General features: G+C 68.6%; 23 protein-coding genes and 1 pseudogene. 11 read left to right on the top strand and 13 right to left on the bottom strand.

Translation table 11 applies throughout. From position 1 onward, the window contains the following. Nucleotides 1–54: 54 nt before the first annotated feature. The 8 genes from AC2YHA_RS02980 to AC2YHA_RS03015 form a co-directional block, all read right to left on the bottom strand. Nucleotides 55–294, bottom strand: coding sequence for a hypothetical protein (locus AC2YHA_RS02980; protein ID WP_233782946.1), 240 nt, complete (start codon nucleotides 292–294; stop codon nucleotides 55–57). Nucleotides 295–308: 14 nt separating this feature from the next. Beyond that, the gene (locus tag AC2YHA_RS02985) at nucleotides 309–584 is read right to left on the bottom strand and encodes a hypothetical protein (protein ID WP_233782945.1); all 276 of its coding nucleotides are present in this window, start codon (nucleotides 582–584) and stop codon (nucleotides 309–311) included. Nucleotides 585–838: 254 nt separating this feature from the next. Continuing rightward, nucleotides 839–1,036 carry a hypothetical protein gene (locus AC2YHA_RS02990; protein ID WP_406694210.1) on the bottom strand — a complete coding sequence of 66 codons (198 nt, stop codon included), beginning with the start codon at nucleotides 1,034–1,036 and terminating at the stop codon, nucleotides 839–841. Nucleotides 1,037–1,134: 98 nt separating this feature from the next. Continuing rightward, nucleotides 1,135–1,425, bottom strand: a complete 291-nt coding sequence (locus AC2YHA_RS02995) for a hypothetical protein (RefSeq protein ID WP_233782943.1) — start codon at nucleotides 1,423–1,425, stop codon at nucleotides 1,135–1,137. A 39-nt stretch (nucleotides 1,426–1,464) separates the two neighbouring features. Next, nucleotides 1,465–1,845, bottom strand: coding sequence for an envelope stress response membrane protein PspC (gene pspC, locus AC2YHA_RS03000; RefSeq protein ID WP_487400318.1), 381 nt, complete (start codon nucleotides 1,843–1,845; stop codon nucleotides 1,465–1,467). A 1-nt stretch (nucleotide 1,846) separates the two neighbouring features. Then, nucleotides 1,847–2,122, bottom strand: coding sequence for an envelope stress response membrane protein PspB (pspB, locus tag AC2YHA_RS03005; protein ID WP_233782941.1), 276 nt, complete (start codon nucleotides 2,120–2,122; stop codon nucleotides 1,847–1,849). 4 nt (nucleotides 2,123–2,126) lie between these two features. Then, nucleotides 2,127–2,798, bottom strand: a complete 672-nt coding sequence (gene pspA / locus AC2YHA_RS03010; RefSeq protein ID WP_233782940.1) for a phage shock protein PspA — start codon at nucleotides 2,796–2,798, stop codon at nucleotides 2,127–2,129. A 79-nt stretch (nucleotides 2,799–2,877) separates the two neighbouring features. Continuing rightward, entirely contained in the window at nucleotides 2,878–3,021 is a 144-nt protein-coding gene (locus AC2YHA_RS03015; protein ID WP_233782939.1) for a hypothetical protein, read from the bottom strand. 179 nt (nucleotides 3,022–3,200) lie between these two features. Between AC2YHA_RS03015 and pspF the strand changes: the two genes are divergently transcribed. Together pspF and AC2YHA_RS03025 are read left to right on the top strand one after the other, a co-directional pair. Beyond that, the gene (pspF, locus tag AC2YHA_RS03020) at nucleotides 3,201–4,229 is read left to right on the top strand and encodes a phage shock protein operon transcriptional activator (protein ID WP_487401688.1); all 1,029 of its coding nucleotides are present in this window, start codon (nucleotides 3,201–3,203) and stop codon (nucleotides 4,227–4,229) included. An 84-nt stretch (nucleotides 4,230–4,313) separates the two neighbouring features. Further along, complete coding sequence (locus AC2YHA_RS03025; RefSeq protein WP_233782938.1) at nucleotides 4,314–4,925, top strand: superoxide dismutase; 612 nt, start codon at nucleotides 4,314–4,316, stop codon at nucleotides 4,923–4,925. 121 nt (nucleotides 4,926–5,046) lie between these two features. Here the strand turns inward: AC2YHA_RS03025 and AC2YHA_RS03030 are convergent, their stop codons facing one another. The 3 genes from AC2YHA_RS03030 to AC2YHA_RS03040 are packed head-to-tail and all read right to left on the bottom strand — an operon-like array spanning nucleotide 5,047 to nucleotide 7,885. Continuing rightward, nucleotides 5,047–5,664 carry a septation protein A gene (locus tag AC2YHA_RS03030; protein WP_487400319.1) on the bottom strand — a complete coding sequence of 206 codons (618 nt, stop codon included), beginning with the start codon at nucleotides 5,662–5,664 and terminating at the stop codon, nucleotides 5,047–5,049. 2 nt (nucleotides 5,665–5,666) lie between these two features. Then, on the bottom strand, nucleotides 5,667–6,599 hold the full coding sequence (ftsY, locus tag AC2YHA_RS03035; RefSeq protein ID WP_487400320.1) for a signal recognition particle-docking protein FtsY: 933 nt from the start codon (nucleotides 6,597–6,599) through the stop codon (nucleotides 5,667–5,669). Beyond that, nucleotides 6,596–7,885 carry a MiaB/RimO family radical SAM methylthiotransferase gene (locus AC2YHA_RS03040; RefSeq protein WP_487400321.1) on the bottom strand — a complete coding sequence of 430 codons (1,290 nt, stop codon included), beginning with the start codon at nucleotides 7,883–7,885 and terminating at the stop codon, nucleotides 6,596–6,598. The genes ftsY and AC2YHA_RS03040 overlap by 4 nt, the downstream gene beginning before the upstream one ends. On the opposite strand from AC2YHA_RS03040, the gene AC2YHA_RS03045 reads away from it, so the two are divergent. Beyond that, complete coding sequence (locus tag AC2YHA_RS03045) at nucleotides 7,884–8,459, top strand: DUF924 family protein (protein WP_233782934.1); 576 nt, start codon at nucleotides 7,884–7,886, stop codon at nucleotides 8,457–8,459. The genes AC2YHA_RS03040 and AC2YHA_RS03045 overlap by 2 nt on opposite strands. Here the strand turns inward: AC2YHA_RS03045 and AC2YHA_RS03050 are convergent. Beyond that, a complete protein-coding gene (locus AC2YHA_RS03050; RefSeq protein ID WP_487400322.1) occupies nucleotides 8,434–10,056 on the bottom strand; it encodes a putative bifunctional diguanylate cyclase/phosphodiesterase in 1,623 nt (540 codons plus the stop codon). The two genes, AC2YHA_RS03045 and AC2YHA_RS03050, sit on opposite strands and share 26 nt — an antisense overlap. Nucleotides 10,057–10,427: 371 nt before the next feature. Here AC2YHA_RS03050 and ffh point away from each other — a divergent pair, with 371 nt between their 5' ends. The 6 genes and pseudogenes from ffh (at nucleotide 10,428) to AC2YHA_RS03080 (ending at nucleotide 14,291) form a co-directional block, all read left to right on the top strand. Continuing rightward, complete coding sequence (gene ffh / locus AC2YHA_RS03055) at nucleotides 10,428–11,912, top strand: signal recognition particle protein (RefSeq protein ID WP_233782932.1); 1,485 nt, start codon at nucleotides 10,428–10,430, stop codon at nucleotides 11,910–11,912. Nucleotides 11,913–11,965: 53 nt separating this feature from the next. Continuing rightward, nucleotides 11,966–12,326: pseudogene (gene rpsP / locus AC2YHA_RS03060) on the top strand (30S ribosomal protein S16); the annotation flags it as partial. A 301-nt stretch (nucleotides 12,327–12,627) separates the two neighbouring features. After that, nucleotides 12,628–12,765: a hypothetical protein gene (locus AC2YHA_RS03065; RefSeq protein WP_487400323.1), complete on the top strand. Its 138-nt coding sequence runs from the start codon at nucleotides 12,628–12,630 to the stop codon at nucleotides 12,763–12,765. Beyond that, entirely contained in the window at nucleotides 12,740–13,231 is a 492-nt protein-coding gene (gene rimM, locus AC2YHA_RS03070; RefSeq protein ID WP_487400324.1) for a ribosome maturation factor RimM, read from the top strand. The genes AC2YHA_RS03065 and rimM overlap by 26 nt, the downstream gene beginning before the upstream one ends. Next, nucleotides 13,228–13,959 (top strand): metallophosphoesterase family protein, encoded by a 732-nt coding sequence (locus AC2YHA_RS03075; RefSeq protein ID WP_487400325.1) that lies wholly within the window; start codon nucleotides 13,228–13,230, stop codon nucleotides 13,957–13,959. The genes rimM and AC2YHA_RS03075 overlap by 4 nt, the downstream gene beginning before the upstream one ends. Nucleotides 13,960–13,991: 32 nt before the next feature. Further along, complete coding sequence (locus AC2YHA_RS03080) at nucleotides 13,992–14,291, top strand: hypothetical protein (RefSeq protein WP_487400326.1); 300 nt, start codon at nucleotides 13,992–13,994, stop codon at nucleotides 14,289–14,291. Here the strand turns inward: AC2YHA_RS03080 and AC2YHA_RS03085 are convergent. Continuing rightward, nucleotides 14,288–15,205 carry an NAD(P)/FAD-dependent oxidoreductase gene (locus AC2YHA_RS03085; RefSeq protein ID WP_487400327.1) on the bottom strand — a complete coding sequence of 306 codons (918 nt, stop codon included), beginning with the start codon at nucleotides 15,203–15,205 and terminating at the stop codon, nucleotides 14,288–14,290. The genes AC2YHA_RS03080 and AC2YHA_RS03085 overlap by 4 nt on opposite strands. 45 nt (nucleotides 15,206–15,250) lie before the next feature. Here AC2YHA_RS03085 and trmD point away from each other — a divergent pair, with 45 nt between their 5' ends. Both trmD and rplS read left to right on the top strand, forming a co-directional pair. Next, a complete protein-coding gene (gene trmD / locus AC2YHA_RS03090; RefSeq protein WP_487400328.1) occupies nucleotides 15,251–15,988 on the top strand; it encodes a tRNA (guanosine(37)-N1)-methyltransferase TrmD in 738 nt (245 codons plus the stop codon). Next, nucleotides 15,985–16,377: a 50S ribosomal protein L19 gene (rplS, locus tag AC2YHA_RS03095; RefSeq protein ID WP_233782924.1), complete on the top strand. Its 393-nt coding sequence runs from the start codon at nucleotides 15,985–15,987 to the stop codon at nucleotides 16,375–16,377. The genes trmD and rplS overlap by 4 nt, the downstream gene beginning before the upstream one ends. The last annotated feature ends 95 nt before the right edge of the window (nucleotides 16,378–16,472 follow it).

Raw genomic sequence — 16,472 nt, forward strand, 5'->3', positions numbered from 1 at the left:
CTCACTGCCCCACCCCCAACCCCTCCCCTGAAGGGGAGGGGCTTCCGCTCTTCCTTACAACTCCACTCCCGAGGCGATCGCCTCCAGCTTGCGGATGCGCTCCCTGAGGTCGGCGATCTCGATGCGCGCGCTGGCGCTCGGGGCGGCCGGCTGGCCCACCTCGCGGGCGAAGCTCAGCTCCTGCGCCTTGAGCGCCAGCCAACCGCGCCAGCCGGAGAGGCCGGCCATCGTCACCATGGCGAGCCCGGCCAGGCCCGCGACGGCGGCGGTGATGTAGAAATTGGGATCGGTCATGACCGTATCTCCCGTCATTTGCTCTTGAGGCCGTCGCGGAGCTTCTCGATCTCGCGATCGAGCCGCAGGCTGCCTTCGTTGTCGGTGACCACGCGCTCCAGCACCTGGACGCGCTCCTTGAGGTCGGCGATCTCGCTCTTGAGACGGTGGTTCTCGGCGGCGAGGGCGCCGTCCTCGCGCACGCCGTATTCACGGCCGTGGCGGTCGCGGCGGATGCCCAGTTTCGCTCGAACAACGCTGCCGATCGTCACGATGATCACGATCGCCACTACCATTTCGAACGGGTTCATCGGTGCTCGCTCCTAGAATTTCGTGGACGTGACTTACTCGGCCGGCGTCTCGGCCGCCAGTTGCATTGCGCGGCGGCGGGGACGATCGACGCGCTCGGTCAGGAAGACGCCGATCCCCGTGACTACGGCCATCACGGCAAACAGGATCAACATGGCACTACTCCTCCGTTCGGTGCCGATCGGGTCGGCATCCGGGGTTCTTGCTTGGCCGCTCGGGAGCGGCCGGACTTATGTGGACCTTGGAGCGGTCCCGCTCAGTTCAGCGGCTCGTCCCTCAGCGCCTCGATCTCCTCGGCGACGGCGATGCCGCGGTCGGTGATGATCCGCTCCAGCACCCGCACCCTGGCTTCGAGCCGCTCGGTATGGGCCGCATATTGCGCCGCCTTCTCCGCGGTCTGGGCGGTCAGCACGTCGGCCATCTTCTCCTTGTGCCGGACCCAGGTCTTCAGCATCTCGCTGGAGACCCCCAGGATCACCGGCAGACCGACCACGACCAGCGCCAGCATGAAGACGGTAAAGCCGTTGAAGCCGTTCATCGTCCTATCCTCCTTCAGCGCAGGCCGTCGATCTCGCGGGCGGTGCGCTCGGCGGGATCGGTGGCGATCCGCTCCAGCACCGCGATCCGCTCCTCCAGCCGGCCGATCTGTCCCACCAGCCGCTCGTTCTCGCTGGCGAGCAGCTCGATCCGGCGCTCGGCGGCGGGATCGCCCTTGTGGCTCACGCCCTTCCACTCATTTTCCACCGGATAGCCGTGCCGGGCACGGATCCAGTTATTGATCACCCAGCCGGCGGTGCTGATCGCGATGATCGCGATGACAAAGCCGGGACCACCCCAATGCATCTCGTTTCTCCCTGTTGACGGAGCGCTCGGGCCAGGGCCTCAGCGCAGCGCGTCGATCTCGTCGGCCAGGCGCGTGTTGCGGCTGGTGTAGTACATCTCGATGTCGGCGAGCCGGCGGTCGATGTCGCGGAACTTGGAGCGGACCTCATGCGCCGAGCGCTTGGGGTTCGACCGCACGCCCTGCCAGAACTTGGCGTCCTCCGGCCCCTCGTAGAGGCCGAGCGGCTTGGGCTCCGCCATCCACGCGACTAGCCAGTAAGCGATCAGCGTCCAGGGAAAGCCCCCGGCCAGCGTCAGGACCACGGTGCCGACCCGGACCCAGGTCACGTCGACCCCGGTGTAGTCCGCGACCCCTGAGCAGACGCCCAGCCATTTGGCGTTCTGCTTGTCGAGATAGAATTTGGTGCGGCTGGCGGACATCTCAGTTCCTCCGGATATAGTCGTAGTCGGTATCCGCGGCCGAGCTGACGCCCGTGCCGGGACGGAAATCGGGATTGTCGGCGGCGAGGATGCGCTCGACGGTCTGCAGCCGCTCCTCGAGCCGGCGCGCCGTCAGGAACATCTCGTCGAGCAGCTTCTCGTCCTCCTCGGTGATCCGCGGGGCCTGCTTCCACTTGGTGATGTAGTGGAAGATCAGCCACGGGAGCCCGATGAAGAGCATCCCGACGATGAAGACGGGCAGCAGGAAATCTTCCATCGGATCAGCCCTCCTTGTTGCCGCTCAGGCGCTTCTTGAGCGCCTCGAGCTCCGCATCGACCTTCTCGTTGGCCTTGAGCTCCTCGATCTCCTCGTCGAGCGTCTTGACCGCCATCAGCCCCGCCGCCTCGGCGCGACCCTCGGCGAGGTCGACCCGGCGCTCGAGCACGTCGAAGCGTGAGAAGGCCTCGGCCGTCTTGCTGCCGCCGTACATCTCGCGCAGGCGGAAGCGGTTGTTCGCCGTCTCCAGCCGCGTCTCGATCGAGCTCTGGCGGCTCCGCGCCTCGCGCAGCTTGGTCTGCAGCTTGGCGATGTCGGCCTCGGAGGCCTTCAGCGACTCGTCCAGCACGCCGATCTCGCTCTTGAGCTGCTCGCACATGTCGGCGGCCTTCTGGCGCTCGACCAGCGCGGCCTTGGCCAGGTCCTCGCGATCCTTGGACAGCGCCAGCTCGGCCTTCTCGGTCCAGCTCGCCTGGAGCCCTTCGAGCTTGGCGATGTGGCGGCGCATCTCCTTCTGGTCGGCGATGGTGCGGGCGGCGCTCGCGCGCACCTCGACCAGCGTCTCCTCCATCTCGAGAATGATCATCCGGACCATCTTCGCCGGATCCTCCGCCCGATCGAGCAGATCGGTGACGTTGGCGGCGATGATATCCCGGGTTCGCGAGAAGATACCCATGTGTTCGAACTCCTTCGTGCGTACGCAATACTAATGGGAAGGCCGGGGCGGGGCGAGGGATCCCGCCCCGGCCTGGCCGTCACGCCTGATGGGTGACGGCGAAGCTGTGAGCCGGGAAGCTCTGGGCCGGGGCGACCGCGCCGCCCACGCATACGGCGCTCAGCATCAGGGCCGCGACCACGGTCGAGACGACCCGGGCGAAGTTGGCGGAAACGGTCTGCATCGGAAAACTCCTTGAACCTTCATTCCAGTCCGCCGCGATTGGCGGGATGCCAACTGCATTGCAGGGGGCGTGCCAATTTCGAAAATGACGGGAATCCGGGCATTTCGCTGCACCGGGCGGGCAGGTGGGCAGGTTTCTCTTGCCAAATGTTGGGAATCTACGCCAATGGTTCGGCGATGGTGGAGCGGACGACACAGGTCATCGGGCAATCGGGCGCGTTCCTCGATGCCCTGGAGCGCGCCAGCCGCGCGGCGGCGCTCGACCGGCCGGTGCTCGTGATCGGCGAGCGCGGCACCGGCAAGGAGCTGGTCGCCGAGCGTCTCCATCGCCTGTCCCCGCGCTGGGACCAGCCGCTGGTGGTGATGAACTGCGCCGCGCTGCCCGAGACGCTGATCGAGGCGGAGCTGTTCGGGCATGAGGCGGGGGCGTTCACCGGCGCCACCCGCGCCCGTGCCGGCCGGTTCGAGGAAGCGGATCGCGGCACGCTGTTCCTCGACGAGCTCGGCACGCTGTCGATGGCGGCGCAGGAGCGTCTGCTGCGCGCGGTCGAATATGGGGAGGTGACGCGGATCGGCGCCTCGCGCCCGATCGAGGTCGACGTGCGCATCGTCGCCGCGACCAACGAGCATCTCCCCGACCGCGTCGCCGCCGGCACCTTCCGCGCCGACCTGCTCGACCGGTTGAGCTTCGAGGTGGTGACGCTGCCGCCGCTCCGGGCGCGGCCGGGCGACATCATGGTGCTCGCCGATTTCTTCGGCCGGCGCATGGCATCGGAGATCGGGTGGAGCGAATGGCCCGGCTTCGGGCCCAATGCGGTCGATGCGCTCACCGATTACAATTGGCCCGGCAACGTCCGCGAGCTCCGCAACGTCGTCGAGCGCGCGGTCTATCGATGGGAGCGGGAAGGGCCGGTCGACGCGATCGAGATCGATCCCTTCTCCTCGCCGCACCGCCCGCGGGGCATCGCGGCCATGTCTCCGTCCGCGCCGGCGCCGATCGTGCAGGCCGAACCTGCCCTGACGATCGTGCGCGAGGAGGGTGGTTCCACCAGCTTCAAGGACCGCGTCGCCCGTTTCGAGCGCGAGCTGCTGAACCGCGCGCTTGCCGAGAACCGCTTCAACCAGCGTACCACGGCGGAGACGCTCGGTCTCACCTACGACCAGCTTCGTCACGCATTGCGCCGACACGGCTTGCTCAACGCGGGGTGAATCCCATATCGGCCGCGCAACGAGGGCGGAGCCATCCGGCGCCGTCCGCGTTCGTCGCACGAGCCCGAACAAGGAGGAAATCCCATGGCTTTCGAACTGCCGCCGCTGCCCTACGCCTATGATGCGCTCGAGCCGACGATCGACAAGGAGACGATGACGCTCCACCACGACAAGCACCACAAGGCCTATACCGACAATTTCAACAAGGCGATCGACGCGGATCCCGGCCTGGCCGGCAAGACGATCGAGGAAATCTTCGCCCATATCGAAGGCAAGCCGCCGCTGCTGCGCAACAACGCGGGCGGCTATTGGAACCACGACTTCTTCTGGAAGACGATGGCTCCGAACGCGGGCGGCGCGCCGACCGGCGAACTCGCGGCTGCGATCGACGAGACCTTCGGCTCGTTCGACGAATTCAAGGAGAAGTTCAACGCGGCCGGCGCCGGCCAGTTCGGCTCGGGCTGGGCGTGGCTGATCGTCGGCGCGGACGGCAAGCTCGCCATCACCTCGACCCCCAACCAGGACAATCCGCTGATGGACGTGGCGGCCGTCAAGGGCACGCCGATCCTGGGCAACGACGTGTGGGAGCACGCCTATTACATCACCTACCGCAACGACCGTGCCGCTTATCTCAAGGCGTGGTGGAACGTGGTGAACTGGGACGTCGTCGCCGAGCGCTACGCAGCGGCGAAGTAACGATTCTCCCTCTCCCCATCGGGGAGAGGGCTGGGGAGAGGGGGCGGGGTCTCACCGAGACCGCGGCCTGCCGCACTGCCCCTCTCCCAAACCCTCTCCCCGATGGGGAGAGGGCTTATCCTTAGCCCTCCGGCGGCACCGGCACGTCCTTCGTCTCGCCTGTGCTGAGGCCATTGCGCAGCAGCATCGGGATGTTCGCCATCGCGAACAGGAAGGTGAGGGGGATCGCCCCCCACACCTTGAAGCTCACCCAGAAATCGGTGCTGGTCGAGCGCCACACGGCTTCGTTCAGCACCGCCATGCCGATGAAGAACAGCGTCCAGTTGATCGTCAGCTTGCGCCACCCGCGCTCGGTGAGGCCCGGGTAGGCGCTGCCGAGCAGCCCCTGCAGCAGCGGGCGGCCGGTCGCGAGGCCGAAGCCCAGCACCGCCGCGAAGGTGGCATAGACGAAGGTCGGCTTCATCTTGATGAAGCGCTCGTCGTGGAAATAGAGGGTGAGCCCGCCGAACACGAGCACCAGCACTGCCGACACCCACAGCATCGGCGAGACGTGGCGGGTCTTGATCCACGACAGGCTCACCGCGATCACCATCGCGACCATGAAGGCGATCGTCGCCGCCATGATCCGCGCCAGCGCCGGCCCCGGCGCCAGGAAGTTGACCGCGAAGAAGGCGACCAGCGGCCCATAGTCGAGCGCGAGGCGGAAGCCGGGAGAGGCGGCGGGGCGGGGGTCGGTCATGGTCACAGCAACTCCTCGACGCCGGCGATGATCCGCGCGACCTCGTTCGCATCGAAGGGCCTCAGATCGTCGACCTTCTCGCCGACCCCGATCGCATGGATCGGCAGGCCGTATCGCTCCGCCGCCGCCACCAGCACGCCGCCGCGCGCGGTGCCGTCGAGCTTGGTCATGACCAGGCCGGTGACGCCGGCGACCTCCTTGAACACCTCGATCTGGCTCAGCGCATTCTGGCCGGTGGTGGCGTCGAGCACCAGCACCACGTCGTGCGGCGCCTCGGGATTGAGGCGGCCGAGCACGCGGCGGATCTTGGCGAGCTCGTCCATCAGCTCGCGCTTGTTCTGGAGGCGGCCGGCGGTGTCGACGATCAGCACGTCGGTGCCGTTGGCGGTGGCCTGCTTGACGGCTTCGTAGACGATCCCCGCCGCGTCGCCGCCCTCGTTGCCGGAGACGATCGGCACCCCGATCCGCTCGGCCCAGGTGCGCAGCTGCCCGATCGCGGCGGCGCGGAAGGTGTCGCCGGCCGCCAGCATCACCGAATAGTCCTGCTCCAGGAACAGGTTGGCGAGCTTGGCGATGGTGGTGGTCTTGCCCGATCCGTTGACGCCGATGACAAGGATCACCTGCGGGCGGGGGAAGGCGTCGACGTCGAGCGGCTGCGCGACGGGCGCGAGCGCCTTCGCCACCTCCTCGGCGACGACCAGGCGGATGCCGAGCTCCTCCATGTTGCGCTCATACTGCCCCTCGGCCAGCCGCGAGCGGACGCGCGCGGCGGTCTCGGGTCCGAGGTCGGAGGCGATCAGTGCCTCCTCGATCTCGTCGAGCACCGCATCGTCGAGCCGCGCGGTGCCGAGGCCGGCGAGATTGCCGACCAGCCGGTCGGAGGTCCGCTTGAATCCGCCGAGCAAGCGTTGGTGCCAGGAAAGATTGGTGCTCATGCCGTTGCCAAAACCATGTCGTCACCTCGGCGAAGGCCGGGGTCCACCGTGCCCGCAGCACTGGTGGATGAGTGGATCCCGGCCTGCGCCGGGATGACGGAGGAGAGGAGGCTGGTGTCGTCCGATCCATGAACTGTGACACGCACCACCGTTCCCGGCTCGCACCGCCGATCGAGCCGTACCTCCGCGAAATTCTCCGCATGTCCGCGGTCGCCCGGCCGCTCCACCAGCACGCGCTGCTCGGTCCCGACCAGCGTCGCCAGCCACCGCCGCCGTCGCGCCTCGCCCGCCTCACGCAGCCTGGCGGCGCGCGTCTTCACCACCTCGCGCACCACCTGCGGCATCCGTGCCGCCGGCGTGCCTTCGCGAGGGGAGAAGGGGAAGATGTGCGGATGCACCACATCGCAATCGTCGAGGATCGCCAGCGTGTTGGCGAACATCGCCTCGTCCTCGGTCGGGAAGCCGGCGATCAGGTCCGCGCCGATCGCGATCTCCGGCCGCCCGGCCTTGAGCCGCTCGACGATCGCCACCGCCTGCGCCCGCGAATGCCGCCGCTTCATCCGCTTGAGGATCATGTCGTCGCCCGCCTGGAGCGAAAGGTGGACATGTGGCATCACCCGCGCCTCGCCGGTCAGCAGCTCGAACAATCGCTCGTCGATCTCGATCGAATCGAGCGACGACAGCCGCAGCCGCTCGACCGCAGTATGACGCAGGATACGCTCGACCAGCGACCCGAATGAGGGCGCCCCCGGCAGGTCGGCGCCGTAGCTGGTGACGTCGACCCCGGTCAGCACCACCTCGCGATGCCCGGCCGCGGCCAGCGTCGCGATCCGCTCCACGACCGCGCCCGCCGGTACCGACCGGCTCGGTCCCCGGCCATAGGGGATCGCGCAGAAGGTACAGCGATGGTCGCACCCGTTCTGCACCTCGACGAACGCGCGGGCGTGGCCGGTGAAGCGGGCCGGCGCCATCTCCAGCCCGCCCCATGCCGCCGCATCGAGCTTGGCCATGTTGCCGACCACCCGGTCGACCTCCGCCATCGCCGCGAAGCCGTCGGGGTCGATCGTCGCCGCGCAGCCGGTCACCACCAGCTCGGCATGCGGCCGCGCCCGCCGTGCGCGCCGGATCGCCGCTCGCGTCGCCTTGACCGCTTCATTGGTCACCGCGCAGCTGTTCACCACGACGACGTCGCGGGAACCGAGCATGGCGCGTATGCTTTCGCTTTCGGCGATGTTGAGACGGCAGCCGAGGGTGATCACCTCGGGGCCGGCGGAGGGAGCGAGCATGGAAGCGCATCTAGGCCCCGGATCGGGCGAAGTCCACGACGCGGCAAAGCAGGTCCTCGACTTCTGGTTCGGCGAGCTCGGCCCCGAGCAATGGTTCGCCAAGGATGCGGCGGTCGATCACGCCTGCGCGCGGTTCGGCCCCATGCGCGACGCGGTGCTCGCCAGCGGCGCCGAGGGCTGGCGGGACGAGCCCGAGACGCTGCTCGCCGCGGTCATCCTGCTCGACCAGATCAGCCGCAACATCCATCGCGGCTCCCCACGCGCCTATGAGGCCGACCCGCTCGCCGAGAGCCTCACCCGCGAGGCGATCGCGCGCGACTGGGTCCGCCTCTTCCCCAAGGAACGCGCGCAATTCCTGTTGCTGCCGCTCGAGCACGCCGAGAATGCCGACACGCAGCGGCTCAGCCTCGCCCAGTTCGAGGCGCTCGGGGAGGAAGAGGCGCTCGCCTACGCCCGCGACCATGCCGCGGTGATCGAGCGCTTCGGCCGCTTTCCCTCGCGCAACGCCGCGCTCGGCCGCGAGTCCACGCCCGAGGAGCTCGAATACCTCAGCCAGCCCGGCGCCGGCTGGTAGCCTTGCGAAACGGCTCCGCCTGCGCGACGTGCAGCATCCGCCGCTCGGCGAGCATCCGCCGCGCGCCCGCCGTCGACAGCGGCTTGCCGTAATGCCACCCCTGTCCCCGCGACACGCCGGCCGCGATCAGCCGCCGCTCGATCTCGCCGTCCTCGATCCCCTCGGCGGTGACCGGCAGGTTGAGGCTCTCGCCGAGCCTTGCGATCGCATGGACGATCGCGGCGGAATCCGGACTCTCGGTCATCGAGATCACGAAGCTCTTGTCGATCTTGATCCGGTCGAACGGCAGCATCCGCAAATGCGCAAGCGACGAATAGCCGGTGCCGAAATCGTCGAGCGCCAGCCGCATCCCCTGGTTCTTGAGGGAGCCGACGATCGACTGGGCGAGCGACAGATTGTCGAACAGCGCGCTCTCGGTGATCTCGATCTCGCAGCGGCTGGCGGGGAAGCCGGTCTCGGTCAGCACCTTGATGATCTTCTGGGCGAGCCACGGATCGCGCAGCTGCCAGGGCGAGATGTTGATGGCGACGGTCAGCGACGGATCCCAGTCGCGCGCCGCGGTGAACGCCTGGCGCATGATCGACAGCGACAGATCGGCGATCATGCCGGTTTCCTCGGCGATCGGGATGAACTGGTCGGGGCTGATCAGCCCGCGGCTCGGATGTTCCCAGCGCGCCAGCACCTCGAAGCCGCTGAGCTCGCCGGTGGCGATGTCGATCTGCTGCTCGAAATAGGGGACGATCTCCTGCCGCGGGATGGCGAGGCGGAGGCCGCTCTCCAGCTCGTTGCGCGCCTGGAGCTCTCGCTCCATCGACATGTCGAACCAGGCGTAACGGTTGCGGCCCGATTTCTTGGCGGCGTACATCGCGATGTCGGCTGCACGCATCAGCGCATCGATGCTTCGGCAGTCGAAGTCGGAGCGGGCAAGCCCGATCGAAGCCGAGATGTGGCAACGCAGACCCTCCGCGTCGAACGGCTGCGCCATCCGGCTGACCAGCCGCTCGGCGATGCGCTCGACCACGTCGGGATTGGCTGCATCGAACAGAAAGGCGCAAGCGAACTCGTCGCCGCCCAGCCGCGCCATCAGCGCGCTCGCCGGCAGCACGCGCTCGATTTCGACCGCCACCGCGCGCAGCAGCGAATCGCCGACGGCGTGGCCGTGCATGTCGTTGACCGTCTTGAAATGGTCGAGGTCGAGGATCAGCAGCGCCATCGCCTTGCGGCGCTTCTCGGCGCGGGCGAACAGCGCCGCGCCGTCCTCGGCCAGGCTGCGGCGGTTGAGGAAGCCGGTCAGCGGGTCGCGCGCGGCGAGCATCTGCGCACGCTCCTCGGCGGCGGCACGCTCGGCAACCTCGCGGGCGAGCGCCTGGTTGCGGCGCCAGCCGAGCAGGATCAGCGCGATGTTGAGCAGCAGCGCCACCACCAGCGGCTGGTCGACCGGTGCGCCGCCCATGAAATAGTGGCGGACCGTGGCGGCGAGCACCTGGCTGCCGATGCCGACGAACATCAGGATCGAAGCGACGGTGATCGCCCCGGTGACCAGGTCACGCGGCGCGCCGCGAGGTGCGCGACGATCCTCGTCGAAATCCAGTGCCATGCCCCTAATTGCCCCCGAGCCGACCAACGGCCGGGCTTGGCACGTCGAAGGTGTAGATCGGGTTAAGGGCGCCTTCCTCCATCGTCACCCCGGCCTTGGGCCGGGGTCCACGGAGCCGCGGGCGTAACGGCAGGAGCCTCTTGACCAACAGCCAGCCTCCCGGTGGACCCCGGCACAAGGCCGGGGTGACGAGGAAGAGCTTATTCGGTTTTCAACCCACGCTTGCGATTTCCGCAGCCTTCGCCTAAGTGCCCGCCCGATCGTTCCTTCGGGCACGTGACGCATTCGCCGCCTACGGGCGACGCCGGCCGACGAGGTTTCGTCCGCCGGCGTTTTTCGCGTTACGTGGCTGGAGGTATTTGGAGACGCAGATGTTCGAGAGCTTGAGCGACCGGCTGGGAGGGGTGTTCGACCGCCTGCGCGGCCGCGGCGCGCTGACCGAGGCCGACGTCCGCGCCGCGATGCGCGAGGTGCGCGTCGCGCTGCTCGAGGCGGACGTCGCGCTTCCGGTCGCCCGCGAGTTCGTCGACAAGGTCACCGAGCAGGCGGTCGGCCAGCAGGTGCTGCGCTCGGTCACGCCGGGCCAGCAGGTCGTCAAGATCGTCAACGATGCGCTGGTCGAGATGCTGGGCTCGGAGAACACCGGGCTCGACATCGACGTGACGCCGCCGGCGGTGGTGATGCTGGTCGGCCTCCAGGGCTCGGGCAAGACTACCACCACCGCCAAGCTCGCCCGCTTGCTCAAGTCGCAGGGCAAGAAGCTCATCATGGCGTCGCTCGACGTCAACCGCCCGGCCGCGCAGGAGCAGCTGGCGGTGCTCGGCACCCAGGCCGAGGTTGCGACCCTGCCGATCGTCGCCGGCCAGCAGCCGGTCGACATCGCCCGCCGCGCGCTGCAGGCGGCGAAGCTGCAGGGCTACGACGTCCTGATGCTCGACACCGCCGGGCGGCTCCACGTCGACCAGGCGCTGATGGACGAGATGAAGGCGGTCGCCGACATCGCGACCCCGAACGAGATCCTGCTCGTCGTCGACAGCCTGACCGGCCAGGATGCGGTCAACGTCGCCAAGGCCTTCTCCGAGCAGGTGCCGCTCACCGGCGTGATCCTGACCCGCATGGACGGCGACGCCCGCGGCGGCGCGGCGCTGTCGATGCGCGCGGTCACCGGCAAGCCGATCAAGTTCGCCGGCATGGGCGAGAAGCTCGACGCGCTCGAGCCCTTCCACCCGAACCGCGTCGCCGGCCGCATCCTCGGCATGGGCGACGTGGTGTCGCTGGTCGAGAAGGCCGCGGCGACGATCGAGCAGGAAGACGCCGAGCGTATGGCGGCCAAGCTCGCCAAGGGCCAGTTCGACCTCAACGACCTGCGCGCCCAGCTCTCGCAGATGCGCCGGATGGGCGGCATCGGCGCGCTCGCCGGCATGATGCCGGGCATGAAGAAGGCGCAGGCCGCGGTCGACCAGGCCGGCGGCGACAAGGTGCTGCTGCGCATGGATGCGATCATCACCTCGATGACGCCCAGGGAGCGCGCCAAGCCCGAGCTGATCAACGCCAAGCGCAAGATCCGCGTCGCCAAGGGCTCCGGCACCACCGTTCAGGACGTCAACAAGCTCCTGAAGATGCATCAGGAAATGTCGACTGCGATGAAGAAGATCCGCAAGATGGGCGGGATCAAGGGCATGGCGGCGCTGCTCGGGCGCGGCGGCATGGGCGGCGTCGGCAAGGCGCTCGGCGGCCAGCCGCTCGGCGACATGATGGGGAAGATGGACGGCCCGGCCGGCGGTCTTCCCGGCCTGGGTGGAGCGGGGATGCCCAACCTGCCGCCCGGCTTCGAGAATTTTTTGAAGAAGAAGTGAGATCGGCCGGAAGATTCCGGCATCAACCTACGAGAAAGAAAGAAGGAACTTAAATGGCACTCAGCATTCGCCTGTCGCGTGGCGGCTCCAAGAAGCGGCCTTACTACCGCATCGTCGTCGCCGACGCGCGTTCGCCCCGCGACGGCCGCTTCATCGAGAAGATCGGCAACTACAACCCGCTGCTCGCCAAGGATGATGCCGGCCGCGTCCAGCTCGACGCCGACCGCGCCAAGCACTGGCTCGGCGTCGGCGCGCAGCCGACCGACCGCGTCGCCCGCTTCCTCGACGCCGCCGGCGTCCGCGAGCGCGCCGCGCGCAACAACCCGAAGAAGGCCGAGCCGGGCGAGAAGGCCAAGGAGCGCGCCGAGGAGCGTGCCGCCAAGGCCGCGGAGGCCGCCGAGGCTGCTGCCGCCGCGTCGGCGGCTCCGGCTCCGGCCGAGGGCTCGAACGAGGAAGCCGAGGCGGTGATCGCCGCCGAGGTCGAGGCCGCGACCGAGGAGCCGACGCCGGAGGCCGAGGCAGTCGCCGAGGCGGTGGCCGAGGAGACCCCGCCGGCCGAGGCGGCTGCCGAAGAGCCTGCGGCCGAGGCCGCTGCCGAGGAAGCCGCGCCGGCCGAGGCGGAGGCCGCTCCGGCCGCCGACGAAGAAGCCAAGGCCGAGTAAGGCATCGGATGCTGGCCTGATGCGTTTCCTTTCCGACCCGAGAGGAGCGCATCATGGCCAGCAAGCCGCCACCCGAACAGCCGCCCGCCGATGACCAGGACGACGCGACCAACCAGGGCGTCTCCACCGAAGAGCCCGCCGAAGGCGCCGACGACGCCCCCGGCGGTGACGACGGCTCGCCGCGACGCTGACCGTCCGGTCACGCTCGCGGTGGTCGTCGGCGCGCACGGCATCGCCGGCGAGGTCCGCCTCAAGGTCTTCGCCGACGATCTCGCGAGCTATCGCAGCTTTAACGGCGGCGCCCTGTCGCTGAAGGCGCTCCGCGGCGGCCCCAACGGCGCGATCGCCCGCTTCGCCGAGATCACGGACCGCTCCGCGGCGGAAGCGTTGCGCGGCACAGAACTCACCGTCCCCCGCTCCGCGCTGCCGCCGCTGGGGGAGGGCGAATATTACCACTTCGACCTGATCGGCCTTCCCGCCGTCTCGACCGTCGGCGAGACGCTCGGCGCCGTCGTCGCGGTCGACAATTACGGCGCCGGCGACGTGCTCGAAATCGAGCGGCCAGACGGCAAGCGCTTCATGGTCCCGATGACCCCCGTTGCGGTGCCCGAATGGAATGACGATCGCCTCGTGGTGACCGCCGCCTTCGCCGAATGACTCGGACGGCGATCCTCTCCGACATTCACGGCAACCTGCCGGCGCTGGAGGCGGTGATCGCGGATGCCGAGGCTCAGGGCTGCACACGCTGGCTCAACCTCGGCGACCTGCTGTCGGGTCCGCTCTGGCCGGCCGAGACCGCCGACGTGCTGATGTCGCTCGACTGGCCGACGATCGCCGGCAACCACGAACGCCAGCTGCTGACGGTGCCGCCCGACCGGATGAACGCGAGCGACCGCCACGCCCGTGCGACGTTGACAGACGCGCACCTCGCCTGGCTGGCGAGCCTGCCACCGACGCTGACGGCCGACGGCATCCTTCTCTGCCACGGCACCCCGTCCAGCGATGTCCAGCCCCTGATCGAGACGATCGAGCTCACGGGCATCCGTCGCGCGACGATCGAGGAAATCACCGCCCGCCTCGAATGCGTATCGGAACGGCTGATCTTGTGCGGCCACACCCACCTGCCGGCGACCGTCACGCTGCCCGACGGGCGCAGTGCCGCCAATCCGGGCAGCGTCGGCCTGCAGGCATTCGTCGACGATCACCCCTATCCCTACCGCGTCGAGAACGGCGACCCGTCGGCACGCTACGCGATCCTCGGCTCCGACGGCGATCTTGACCTGCGCGCCGTCCCCTACGACCACGCCGCCGCTGCGGCGAAAGCCGAGCGGGAAGGGCACACCGACTGGGCGATGGCGCTGCAGACCGGCAAGGTGGAGGCATAGTCGGCGACGTCGGCTTCTGGTAAGCTCGCGCCATGACTTTGGTGGCGTGGCTGCTGGCGCTTACCGGACTCGCCTTCGCGCTGTGGCTGACGGCGGCGTTCCTGTTACGACTCCGGCATCTTGGGCGCTTGGTCCTGACGATCGCTGTTCCGGCGCTTTTTGCCGGGGGGTGGGTGTGGCTCAGCTATCTGGAGAAGCGTATGCCCGGGAGCGAGCCCGGTTGGGATGCCGTCTTCCTTCTCGTCAGCTTCTTCGTCGGCGCCTTTGCCGCGCTGGCGGTGCTGCCCGTCTGGTTCGTCGCCGAGGAGAAACTCGGCTGGCGGGCGCGCTAGCGCCAAATCGGCCGCATCTCGTTCAGCGCGTTGCGGATCGTCGTCGCGGCGACGCCGGCTTCGCCCATCGCGTGGCTGATCTGGTCGAGCCCCTTCACCACGTCGCCCGCAGCGAACAGCCCCGGCACGGAGGTGCGCTGGTGCTCGTCGACCTCCAGGCAGCCGTCGGCGCTCGCCCGCGCGCCCGCACGGATTGCCAGCTCTGAGCGGATCACCGATCCCAGCGCCGGATAGAGGCTGTCGAACCGCCGCTCGCCCTCCGCGGTACCGACCGCGATCCGGTCGCCATCGATCCGGATCGGCGAGCAGGGCCCGTCGATCCGCTCCACGCCCGCCTCGTCGAGCGCGCGCCGGCATGTCTCGTCGAGCTCGTGCGGCCCCTGATGCGCGATCAGCGTCACCTCCCGGGTATAGCCGCGCAGGAACAGCGCCTCGCGCATGCCGTGCTCGCCGGTGCCGATCACGCCCACCGCCTTGTCGGTCACCTCATAGCCGTCGCAGATCGGACAGTAGCGGATGAGGCCGCGCGCCAGCGCCCGGTCATGCTCCTCGGCCTCCATCTCGGGCCGGTTGTTGACCACGCCGGTCGCCAGCAGCACCGTCCGGGCGCGATAGTCGCGGCTGCCCGCTTCGACGCGGAAGCCGCGATCCTCCGGCACCACTGCGGTTACCTCGACCGTCTCGCGTACCGCTCCGAAGTTCTCCGCCTGGCGCAGCATCAGCGTCAGCAGGTCGGCGCCGGCGATCCCGTCCGGAAAGCCGGCGTGGTTCATCGTCCGCGGGATCAGCGCCGCGCGGCTCGATCCATTGTCGAACAGCCGAATCGAGAGATGGAAGCGGGCGAGGTAGATTGCCGCGGTCAGTCCGGCTGGCCCGGCGCCGATGATGATGCAGTCGTCGGATTCCTGGTTCACCGGTCATCCCTTGCCAAGCGCGGCCCTTCGGGCGACAGCCGCACGATGCCGTTCGCCGCCACCGTCTTAACGCTCTACCCGGAAATGTTTCCCGGTCCGCTCGGTACGTCGCTTGCCGGCCGGGCGCTGCGCGAGGGGCGCTGGAACCTCGACACCGTCCAGATCCGCGATTTCGCCACGGACAAACATCGTTCGGTCGACGACACGCCCGCCGGCGGCGGCGCCGGCATGGTGATGCGCGCCGATGTGCTAGCGGCGGCGGTCGATAGCGTGGGGGAGGGGCGCCCGATCCTCGCCATGACTCCGCGCGGCCGCCCGCTGACCCAGGCCCGCGTGCGCGAGCTCGCCGCCGGCCCCGGCGTCGTCCTTCTCTGCGGCCGCTTCGAGGGGATCGACGAACGTCTGTTCGAGGCGCGCCCCATCGAACCGGTCTCGATCGGCGACTATATCCTCTCCGGCGGCGAGATGGCGGCGCTGGTGGTGCTCGACGCTTGCATTCGGCTCATTCCCGGCGTAATGGGCGCGCCTTCCAGCGGGGACGAGGAAAGCTTCGAAAGCGGCCTCCTCGAATATCCGCATTATACCCGACCTGTCGAATGGGAAGGGCGCACGATCCCCGAAGTGCTGCGATCGGGGGATCATGCGAGGATCGCGGCCTGGCGCAAGTCGATGGCCGAGACCGATACACGGCTAAGGAGGCCGGACCTTTGGGAGCGCCATGAGGGCGCTCGGGTCGGTTCTCCCTCTGGCGCGCGGCAGAGAACCAGGACGGACAAGTCATGAACCTGATCCAGACGCTCGAAGCCGAGCAGATCGCCAAGTTCAACGAGGCGAAGAAGATTCCGGAATTCCGCCCGGGCGACACGCTCAAGGTCGGCGTGAAGGTGGTCGAGGGTGAGCGCACCCGCGTCCAGAACTTCGAGGGCGTGTGCATCGCCCGCGCCAACAAGGGCATGGGCAGCTCGTTCACCGTGCGCAAGATCAGCTTCGGCGAGGGTGTCGAACGCGTCTTCCCGCTCTATTCGCCCAACGTCGATTCGATCGAGGTGGTGCGCAAGGGCGCCGTCCGCCGCGCCAAGCTTTATTACCTGCGCGGCCGCACCGGCAAGTCGGCCCGCATCGCCGAGCGCCGCGACAACCGCCAGGCCGAGGAGGCCGTGGCGGCCGAATAAGCGGCCTCCATCGCGAGAGCCTTTTGCGGGGCGTCGGAGCAATAGGCTCCGTCGCCCCGTTCAATTCCGGCGCCGGCCAGTTACTCCACAATACT

This window comes from Sphingomonas sp. SRI_018, from assembly GCF_057586275.1.